This window comes from Streptomyces sp. NPDC004111 (genome assembly GCF_042874215.1).
GTDB lineage: Bacteria > Actinomycetota > Actinomycetes > Streptomycetales > Streptomycetaceae > Streptomyces.
In genome coordinates this window covers 37,625-46,893 of sequence record NZ_JBIAMU010000039.1, presented here as the reverse complement: position 1 = coordinate 46,893, position 9,269 = coordinate 37,625, and the positions used below count along the sequence as shown (strand labels likewise).

General features: G+C 69.3%; 9 protein-coding genes. 6 read left to right on the top strand and 3 right to left on the bottom strand.

The window, feature by feature from the left end; translation table 11 throughout:
* Positions 1–367 precede the first annotated feature (367 nt).
* Both ACFYVL_RS43280 and ACFYVL_RS43275 read left to right on the top strand, forming a co-directional pair.
* On the top strand, positions 368–640 hold the full coding sequence (locus ACFYVL_RS43280) for a hypothetical protein (RefSeq protein WP_389255431.1): 273 nt from the start codon (positions 368–370) through the stop codon (positions 638–640).
* A complete protein-coding gene (locus ACFYVL_RS43275; protein ID WP_389255429.1) occupies positions 637–906 on the top strand; it encodes a hypothetical protein in 270 nt (89 codons plus the stop codon). The genes ACFYVL_RS43280 and ACFYVL_RS43275 overlap by 4 nt, the downstream gene beginning before the upstream one ends.
* Here the strand turns inward: ACFYVL_RS43275 and ACFYVL_RS43270 are convergent.
* Positions 883–1,728 (bottom strand): FkbM family methyltransferase, encoded by an 846-nt coding sequence (locus tag ACFYVL_RS43270; protein ID WP_389255427.1) that lies wholly within the window; start codon positions 1,726–1,728, stop codon positions 883–885. The two genes, ACFYVL_RS43275 and ACFYVL_RS43270, sit on opposite strands and share 24 nt — an antisense overlap.
* Positions 1,729–1,732: 4 nt before the next feature.
* A complete protein-coding gene (locus ACFYVL_RS43265; protein WP_389255425.1) occupies positions 1,733–3,115 on the bottom strand; it encodes a hypothetical protein in 1,383 nt (460 codons plus the stop codon).
* Positions 3,116–3,490: 375 nt separating this feature from the next.
* Here ACFYVL_RS43265 and ACFYVL_RS43260 point away from each other — a divergent pair, with 375 nt between their 5' ends.
* The 4 genes from ACFYVL_RS43260 (at position 3,491) to ACFYVL_RS43245 (ending at position 6,524) form a co-directional block, all read left to right on the top strand.
* A complete protein-coding gene (locus ACFYVL_RS43260) occupies positions 3,491–4,501 on the top strand; it encodes an aldo/keto reductase (protein ID WP_389255423.1) in 1,011 nt (336 codons plus the stop codon).
* Positions 4,502–4,542: 41 nt separating this feature from the next.
* Entirely contained in the window at positions 4,543–4,962 is a 420-nt protein-coding gene (locus ACFYVL_RS43255; protein ID WP_389255421.1) for an SRPBCC family protein, read from the top strand.
* Between the two features lie 187 nt (positions 4,963–5,149).
* Positions 5,150–5,608, top strand: coding sequence for a MarR family winged helix-turn-helix transcriptional regulator (locus tag ACFYVL_RS43250; RefSeq protein ID WP_389255419.1), 459 nt, complete (start codon positions 5,150–5,152; stop codon positions 5,606–5,608).
* 469 nt (positions 5,609–6,077) lie between these two features.
* Positions 6,078–6,524, top strand: a complete 447-nt coding sequence (locus ACFYVL_RS43245) for a peptidase inhibitor family I36 protein (RefSeq protein WP_389255417.1) — start codon at positions 6,078–6,080, stop codon at positions 6,522–6,524.
* A gap of 426 nt (positions 6,525–6,950) precedes the next feature.
* Here ACFYVL_RS43245 and ACFYVL_RS43240 read toward each other — a convergent pair whose 3' ends face one another.
* Positions 6,951–9,263, bottom strand: a complete 2,313-nt coding sequence (locus tag ACFYVL_RS43240) for a glycoside hydrolase family 3 C-terminal domain-containing protein (protein WP_389255415.1) — start codon at positions 9,261–9,263, stop codon at positions 6,951–6,953.
* Positions 9,264–9,269 lie beyond the last annotated feature (6 nt).

Sequence of the window (9,269 nt, the reverse complement as noted above, 5' to 3'; positions counted from 1 at the left end):
GATCACCGATCGCCTTCGAGAACGCCCTCCACCGCACACCAACTACGCTGGCACCAGCCGCATAACCCGTGTTCAGGATTCGGGGTCAAGGCCCCATCGCCAAGGAGCCCCGAAGACGCATCGGCACGGAGCCCCTCTGGCACCTTGGGGGACTGAGGCTTCGCTTCGTCGACGGGTGGAACAGCCTTCGTGCGAACGGATCGCGTCCTGTGGGGGCGCGCTGCTCGATCGGAAGGGGCTGTCCAGGACGTCGGGTAAGACACTGCGGACACCCGTCGTCCCTATCGGTGATTCGGCAGCCATCAACGAGGGCATCCCGGCAGGGACGAGTGTTGGCGTCATGAGGGAGACCAGAGGTAGGGCTGTCATGGAGAACCGGATATTGCGGCTGCCGGCCACCGTGGAGTCGGTCGAGCGAGCCGTTGAGGATGCCGGGGCTGGGAAGGTCGTGCTGGTCGAGCGCGACGGGCGCACGGTTGCCGCCGTGGTTTCCCACGCGATGGCGCTGGCCGGGGAGGAAGCTCTGCTCGCTGCGGCGGATGCGGGTGATCGGGCGCGAGGTCTGCGGCTGATCGCGGAGTTGGGTGCCGACATGCCCACTGTCCGGCTGAATGTGCTGAGGCGGGAGTTGGCCCGGTGAAGGGCTACTTCGAAATCTTGCTGGCCGAGCCTGCCGCCGAGACCCTGAGAGCGCTGCACGGTGACGATCCCCTGGCCGCGCGTTTCGTGGTGAATTGGCTGGAGTACTTCTCCACCGATCTGGACTCCGCCGGCCTGCGTGACATCGACGTGGAGGCGGGCCTCGCCAAAGCCGCGATCGGGGACTTCGACGCACTGTGCTGGATTCGGCCGGAACAGATGGACCTCATCGTGCTGGACGTCTCACGGCGCACTGATCCAGCGTGAGGCGGCGTCCTTGTTGACATGATCGGCGAAACGACGGAACTCGTCGGCGCGGTTCTGGCCAGCGGGTTCGGCAAAGAGGTAGGGGCACATGTCCGAGGGCGTCATCTTCGACCTCTGGTAGAGCGAGAACTCGCACCAGGAGTACGCGAGCCGACTCAGCTGGTCGACCACTTCGTGCCTGATGTGCGGGCCGTACATCGAATCGTGCATCTCGATCAGGAGCGTCGGCCGGTGCGCCCGAATGGTAGCGGTGGCTCCCGCAAGAGTTTTTGCCTCATGGCCCTCCACGTCGAGCTTCATGAGGCCGACCCGCTCGGGGGAACCGGCCATTATCGCGTCGATCGGGAGGCCTTCCGCCTCGTCCAGGAATGCGCCGATGCAGTGGTCCGAGGTGAACAGAGTGGACGGAACGCAGTCGGCGGGCGGGTCCGCAGGGTCTCCGGGCGCCAGGCTGCGCGTGCACGGACCTGCCATGACGTTGAAGGGATCCCACAGGCGCAGGCGGGATGGGGTGTCGTGGGCCGCGACCGGACGAATGGTGACGTTGCCGATCCCATTGATCCGCAGGTTGGTGCGCAGGACCTCAACGGCGGCCGGATTCGGTTCGATCGCCACGACGCTGGAGAACGACCCGGCGAGCCGGACCGCGAAATGACCGACATGGGCCCCGACATCGATGAAGACGGAGTCTGCCGCTCCGAACGAGCCAAGGAGGCGCCAGATGTCCTGTTCATGCGGGCCAGGGCCCATGCGATCGCCGCTGCCGGGCCGAACCGTCCACCAGAATCCGTCGCTCTCGACGAGCTTGGCCGTCTTGAGCATGAATTCAGCGACCTTCAATCGATGACGTGCCGGGCGAGATCCAGCTGCGGTTCGGGGAGAAGTCCCGCAGTTCGCGCATGCGCGACGACTCCGTGAAGAACACGAAATCCAGGGTCGCGCGGCTGACCATGCGCTGCTTCAGGTCATCACCGATGGCGCCTCCGACCAAGGGCACCGCGCTGATCGCCACCTCGGTGAACGTCGACAGACCGGCCGTCGCCCAGCGTTCCGCCACCCGCGCGAGCCGCGGCAGTTTTCGGCGCAGGAAGATCCCGAGCCGGGTGGACTCGACAGTCTGATGAGGGCGCGTGGTCCGGATGTGCTCGCAGACACGCTGCCAGTGGTCCGCGGCGCAGTCGGCCAGGGCGGCCTCCAGTGCCGCGTCCGCGGTCTCCGCGTCGCGGGCCTCGAAGTACGACTGGATCTCGAACAGTTCGGTGGCCTGCTCCCTCAGTGCCATGATTTCTTCGAGGCGAAGCATGGCGAGCAGATCGGGCGGCGGACCCTCGACCATGCGGTAGGCCGTCTCCATCAACTCGGCCGTGTCCAAGCGGTTGTCGGCCCTGCACGGTTCGGCCCCGTCGCCGCTCAGAACGGCCTCGGCCAGACCCGTACCCTGGCCGGTCTCCCAGTCGGAACCCAGGATCCGGGCGTTGACGAGGTCGGCGTGGGCCGTCTCGTCGAACAGTCCGTGGATTTGGATGAGCGGGCTGGAGACGGGCAGCCCGGAGTCGTGCAGCAACGCAAAGACCGGTGAGTGCGAGAACTGCGGTCGCGCCAGGAGCTCGTCGTATCGGGAGCGCAGCTCGCTCGGCTGCTCAGCCAGCAATGCGGCGAGTACGGAATCGGTTGAGTTCGCCGCACTGCGGACGTGGTGCATGAAGCCGTCCTTCGCCCGCGCGTGGTCGTAGGGAACAACGATGGAGCCGTCGGCGAGCACGCCGTCAAGGTCAGCGATCATCCGTTCCCGGGCGTCGGAGACGGGCGAGATGACCCACCCACTGCCGTCCGGGCGGTTCCTCTTCCAATTGCTCAGTACATCGGCAAGGGAGTTGACTGGAACGCGCTGGTCCTCCCGGTGAAGATAGGTGTCGGTACGGAGTCCTACCGCCACGACTCGGGCAGCGATGAGTTCACGGAGCAATCGATAGAAATTGCTTCCCCGCTGATCCGGCTTGGCGAAGTCACCGACGACCCTCGGGTTGTCGAGCAGTTGTGTGTCATGAACGAAGACGCGTTCGTTGAAAAGTGCACCGAAAACAAGCAAAGCGCGTAATTGTCTCGTAGAGCTGATTCCCGCCCAGATCGGCTCCAGGGCCGCGAATTGTGAAGTCGCCCCCATGGCAGGAGAAGCAAATGGTTCATCACGGACCATAGCGTCGAGCACCCCCCTGATGGCGAACAGGAATCTCCGTCGGTGCGCGCTTCGCCAGAGCCGAACCGTGATCCTCCGTACCGGAGCAACACAGGGCACCACCTCGTGTCTTACCCACCAGTACCGCTCCAAAGCCCCTTGAAGCAGCCACTCCAGTACAGCCCGGAAGCGGCTGAGCACCCCCGCGGCTGCCCACGCGGGCGTACCCGCTTCCGGGTGGGCGTCGGGGGAGGCGGGAGTGGCATCAGGCGTACGCGTAATGAGCGCGCTTGCAATAGAGTGCGTATGCAAGTATTGTCTTCACGTGTAAGGCTCGCTCGCATCTAAATGGGGCGCTCACGAGGGGCCGCTCCGGCCCTCCCCCCACATCCTGCAAAGGCACTTCTCATGTCGCTCAAGAACGTCCTTCCCGGCCGCCTCGGCTTCGGTACCGCCCCGCTCGGCAACATGTTCCGTGCGATCCCCGACGACGAGGCCCGCGCCACCGTCGAGGCAGCCTGGGACCAGGGCATCCGCTACTACGACACCGCTCCCTTCTACGGAGCCGGTCTCGCCGAGGAGCGGCTCGGCGAGGTCCTGGCGGCCAAGCCGCGCGACTCCTACGTCCTGTCCAGCAAGGTCGGCCGCATCGTCCTCGACGAGCACGAGACCGACGTACCCGATTTCGGCGAGAAGGGCGGCCTCTTCGAGCACGGCAACCCCAACAAGATCGTCCACCAGTGGACCGCCGAGGCCACCGAGCGCTCCATCGAGGACAGCCTCAGGCGCCTGGGCACCGACCGCCTGGACATCGTCTGGGTCCACGACATCGCCCAGGACTTCCACGGCGACGCGTGGATAGGCAAGTTCGACGAGGCCCGCACCGGCGCCTTCCGCGTCCTGTCCCGGCTGCGCGACGAGGGCGTGATCAGGGCCTGGGGCCTGGGCGTCAACAAGACCGAGCCCATCGAGTTGACCCTCGCCCTCGACGAGCCGCAGCCCGACGGCTTCCTCCTCGCCGGCCGCTACACCCTCCTCGACCACGAGCACGCCCTCACCCGCCTGCTGCCCATGGCCCAGGAGCAGGGCGTCGACATGGTCGTCGGCGGCCCGTACAGCTCCGGCATCCTCGCCGGCGGCACCCACTTCGAGTACCAGCAGGCCCCCGCGGAGATCATCGAGCGCGTCGGCAAGCTGAAGGCGCTGGCCGCCGAGCACGGCGTCAGCATCAAGGCCGCCGCCCTGCAGTTCTCCCTCGCCCACCCGGCGTCCGCCGCCGTCATCCCCGGCGCCACCCGCCCCAGCCGCATCGCCGAGGACACCGCGGCGCTGAACGAGACGATCCCCGCCGCGTTCTGGACCGACCTGCGCGCCGCCGGCCTGGTCAGCCCGGCCGCCCCCCTCCCGAACAACGCCTGACCCCACACCTCACCACCCCCCACAGCAACAGGAGCACCACCATGGCTTCCACGTCCGTCTCCCGCGTCGTCCCCGCCTCCCCCCAGGAGGTCTGGAACCTCATCGGCGGCTTCGACGCCCTCCCGGACTGGCTCCCGTACATCCCCGAGAGCACCGCGCTCGAAGGCGGCCGCGTCCGCCGCCTGACCAACCCCGACGGAGATGTCATCGTCGAGCGACTGGTCGGCTTCGACGAGACGGAGCGCCACTACAGCTACGCCATCCTCGAAGCACCGTTCCCCGTAGACGGCTACGTCTCCACCCTCCGCGTCCACACGGTCCCCGGCCGCGACGACGTCGCCGAGGTGCAGTGGTCCGGCCGCTTCAACCCCAAGGGCGCCACCGAGCAGGAAGCCGTCGACCTCTTCACCGGCATCTACGCCGACGGCCTCGACGCCCTCCACCGGACCCTCGCCGCCTGAGGATCCGCCGCACCCTCGTACGGCCCGGCCACGCCCCCACGCGTGTCCGGGCCGAGGCGCAGCCCCGAGCGCCCCACACCGGGCCGCCCCACCATGCTTGGTAGCGTCCGCGCTGTACCGGCTTCGACTCGTATTCTTCTTCAGCCGCGTCCTCGGCCAGCGGCATCCTCAAGGAGGCACGGACCTCATGACCGCCACTGACCCCGCGCTCACGGCCCTCGCCAACGGCTGGGCCGCCCTGTCACTGCTCCACGGCAGGATCGAGACGCACATCGAGCGCGCCCTGCAGTCCGGGCACGACCTCAGCGTGCGGGAGTACTCACTGCTCGACGTACTCAGCCGCCAGCACGACGGCGAAGGCGGTCACCTGCAGATGCGACAGGTCGCCGATGCGGTCGTACTCAGCCAGAGCGCGACCACCCGCCTGGTCAACCGCCTGGAGGAGCGCGGCCTGCTGTCCCGGTACCTGTGCCCGACCGATCGGCGCGGCATCTACACGGACGTCACCGAGAGCGGCCTGAGGCTCCTTGAGGAGGCCCGGCCGACGAACGACGCCGCCCTCCGGGAGGCGCTCGACAGCGCGGTGGCCAACCCGGAGCTGGCGTCGCTCGTCGCGGCCGTGGAAGCGGTCAAGGCGCCCCACTGAGCCCGGTGACGGCCGGGTCCGTTGCTCGGAGATCCAGCCGAGCCTGACCGCGTTGGCGTGCATCACCGCCTCGGCCGCCGGAAGCGTCGCGAAGGACACGGCGTACAGGACGGTGAGCAGCGCGACCGGCTTGGCCAGGCGCGCGGGCGGAACTCCGGACGGTCCTGACGGTCCTGGCCACGGCGTGTTCGGCCATCCCTTCGCCGAGGTCGCCGGCATCGTCGGCCGCACACCGAGAGCATGCCGGCAGCCGGCCTCGTCGGCCCGCCGCCGGGTCCGGGAAGCGCAGCCTCCCCCGACACCGGCGGTGAGGCACGCCGCGACGGTCAGGAGCTTCAAGGAGGCGTGGGGGTTTCGGACTCCGCCGAAACCTGTGTTCCGGGGCTTCGCGGCGGCCCTAGCGTCCCGTTCCAGGCCAGTTCAACCGGGCCGTAGGAACAGTGAAGGCTACAGGGGAGAGAACATGCGAATGCGCGTACTCGCAGCCACGGCCGCGTGCGGAATGCTCGTTGCCGGTGGCGGACTGACGGCCGCCCACGCCGAGGGATCGGGGCCGCCCGGGGGCAGCGCCGCCTCGGTCAAACAGGCGGCCGGCCCGTCGGTCGGCGGCCCGGCGGCGGACAAGAGCGCGACTGGCGCGAAGAAGAAGTGGAAGCCCTGCCCCAAGGGCGCCGTGTGCCTCTACACCAAGAAGGACGGCCAGGGAACGGTCTACCCGGTGTGGGGAGCGTCGAACAAGAACTACAAACACATCAGCTCCGTCTGGAACAACGGCAGGTCACAGGGCCCGGAAACCGTGCTCCTCAAGTGGCAGTACCAGGGGAAGACCTATTGGACGTGCTGGCCCCAGGGCTATCGGGCAAGCGGCGTGGACCGCACGATCGATGCGGTGCGATGGAAGGAATCCAGCTGCTGATGGCACTGCGCCCCGCCCCGGCAGGCCCTGCACCGGCCGGGCCTGCCGGGATCTTCCGGGGAGCCCGGAAGGATCCTGCTCCTGGGTGTCACCGGTGGGGGACTGTCAGAAGGCGGTCGTGACGCCGTACCGGTCACACATCCGGCTCAGAAGCAGGCTCTCGCAGACCTGCTCGCGCGCCTGGAGGAGGCGGACGTCACCGAGTCCACCGAAGAGGAGATCGCCGCAGCCCAGGAAGAGGTGGCCAAGAACATGGGCTGGTAGGAGAGCGCGGGGCGGCGGCACGTCCTTCGAGTGGTGGCAGGGGCTGGTGCGGTTCCGCGGGAGAGACCAGGTGGGGGAGCGTTCGGGCGCAGTGTCTGGCCGAACCGGCGTTGTGGGGGTGGACGGTTCCCCACAACGCCCGGCATCACCGTCCGGCGCGTCTCAGTCGCGGCTGCGGTCGTCGGCCGGCACCGCCCGCACGGTCGCCAGCAGCTCTGCCACGTCGTCGAAGTCCAGCGGCACGATGGGGAGTTTGGCGAGCTGGCTGAGCCGCATGTCGGCGATCATCCGGTACCGGGGGCTGCCCTCCTGCGGGTACGCGTCGCGCATGGTCTCCCGTACCCGCTCCAGCAGCCGGTCGATGGCCGGGCCGCCGACCGGGTGGGCACGCCACGCGCCGATGGTCGCGTCGGCGTCGGGCGTGTCGGCGTACGGGTCGCCCTTGACGAGGACGGTGGCGCTGAGCCGGATGTCGCGGCTGGAGGCGCCGACGTCGACGCGGTACTCCAGTCCTTCGACGAGCCACGTGTCGGCGACGACGTCGAAGTACGCGAGGTCCGTACGGGCGATGCGGAGTGCGACCTTGCGGGATTCGCCGGGGGAGAGCGGAACGGCCGCGAACGCCTTCAGCTCCCGCACGGGCCGGCGCACTCGCGAGCCGGGGGCCGCCACGTAGACCTGTACGACCTCGTGTCCGGCACGCGTACCGGTGTTGGTGACCGTGACGGACACGTCGAGCCCTTCGGGGTCCTGGGTGATCCGCAGGTCCGTGTGGTCGAAGGTGGTGTAGGACAGGCCGTGGCCGAAGGGGTAGGAGACCTCCCACTCGCGGGTGTCGTAGTGCCGGTAGCCGACGAACAGCCCCTCCCCGTAGCGGGCGTGACCCCGCTCGCCCGGCCAGTCGAGGTGGGCGGGGGTGTCGGCGAGGCGCAGCGGGACGGTTTCGGCGAGGCGGCCGGAGGGGTTCGCGTGGCCGAGGAGGAGGTCCGCCGTCGCGGTGCCGCCCGCCTGGCCGAGCAGCCAGCCGTCCATGACGGCCGGTACGTCCTCGATCCAGCCGGAGAGACGGATCACTCCGCCGTGGGAGAGGACCACCACCACGTTCGGGTTGACGGCGGTCACGGACTTCAGCAACTCGGTCTGCTCTGTGGGGAGTTCGAGGTGCTCGCGGTCGTAGCCCTCGGACTCGGCGCTGGGCGGCAGGCCGAGGAAGACCAGCACGACGTCCGCCGCCCGTGCGCTGCGCACGGCTTCCTCGCGCAGCGCGGCGATGTCGCCCTCGGGGTCGTCGACGGGGAATCCGGGGGCGAAGTCGATCCGCGCCGCCGGAGCGGCGGCGGTGAGGGCGGTGAGGGCGTCGTCCAGGCGGGTGGGGGTGACGTGGGAGCTGCCCGCGCCCTGGTAGCGGGGCGTACGGGCGAACTCGCCGACGACCGCGATGCGTGCGTCGGTGTGCGGGTCGAGGGGGAGCAGGCTGCCCTCGTTCTTGAGGAGTACGGCACCGCGCACGGCGACCTCGCGGGCGAGCGCGTGGTGGGCGTCGCGGTCGAAGTCGGCTTCGGGACAGGCGTGTTCGGCCGCCCTGCGGGCGAGTGCGGCGACGCGTGCGGCGCTGGCGTCCAGGGACTCCTCGTCGAGTTCGCCGGACTGGACGGCGGCGATCACCCGGGCGGGGCCGAGGCCCGAGGACGAGGGCATCTCCAGGTCGAGCCCGGCGGCCAGGGCTCGGGCCCGGTCGACGACGGCTCCCCAGTCGGAGACGACGACGCCTTCGTACCCCCATTCGCCGCGCAGCAGGTCGGTGAGCAGCCAGGGGTTCTCGGAGGAGTGGAGGCCGTTGACGCGGTTGTAGGCACACATGACGGTCCACGGCTTGGCCTCGGTCACCACCCGGCGGAAGGCTGGCAGGTAGATCTCGCGCAGGGTGCGGGCGTCGATGTCGGCGCTGACCGACATGCGCCCTCCCTCCTGGTTGTTCGCGGCGAAGTGCTTGAGGGAGGCGCCGACGCCCTGGGACTGGAGGCCGTTGACCCATGCGGTGCCGAGCACGCCGGCGAGCAGGGGGTCCTCGGAGAAGTACTCGAAGTTGCGGCCGCACAGGGGGCTGCGTTTGATGTTGACGCCGGGGCCGAGAAGGACGTGCACGCCTTGGGCGAGGGACTCGCGGCCGAGGGCGCGGCCGACGCGTTCGGCGAGGCCGGCGTCCCAGCTTCCGGCGAGGGTGACGGCGGGCGGGAAGCAGGTGGCGGGGGCGCTGCCGTTGATGCCGAGGTGGTCGGCGCGGTCCTCGTGCTGGATGCGCAGACCGTGGGGGCCGTCGGAGAGCCGGATGCCGGGGATGTCGGCGTGCGGGAAGGCGGCGGTGGTCCACCAGCCGGAGCCGGTGGTCAGGGCGGCCTTCTCCTCCAGAGTGAGCCGGGTCGTGTCGGCTGGCTTCGGCGCGGGCGGGTTTCCGGTCGGCTGGGGGTCGGTCACTGGGGC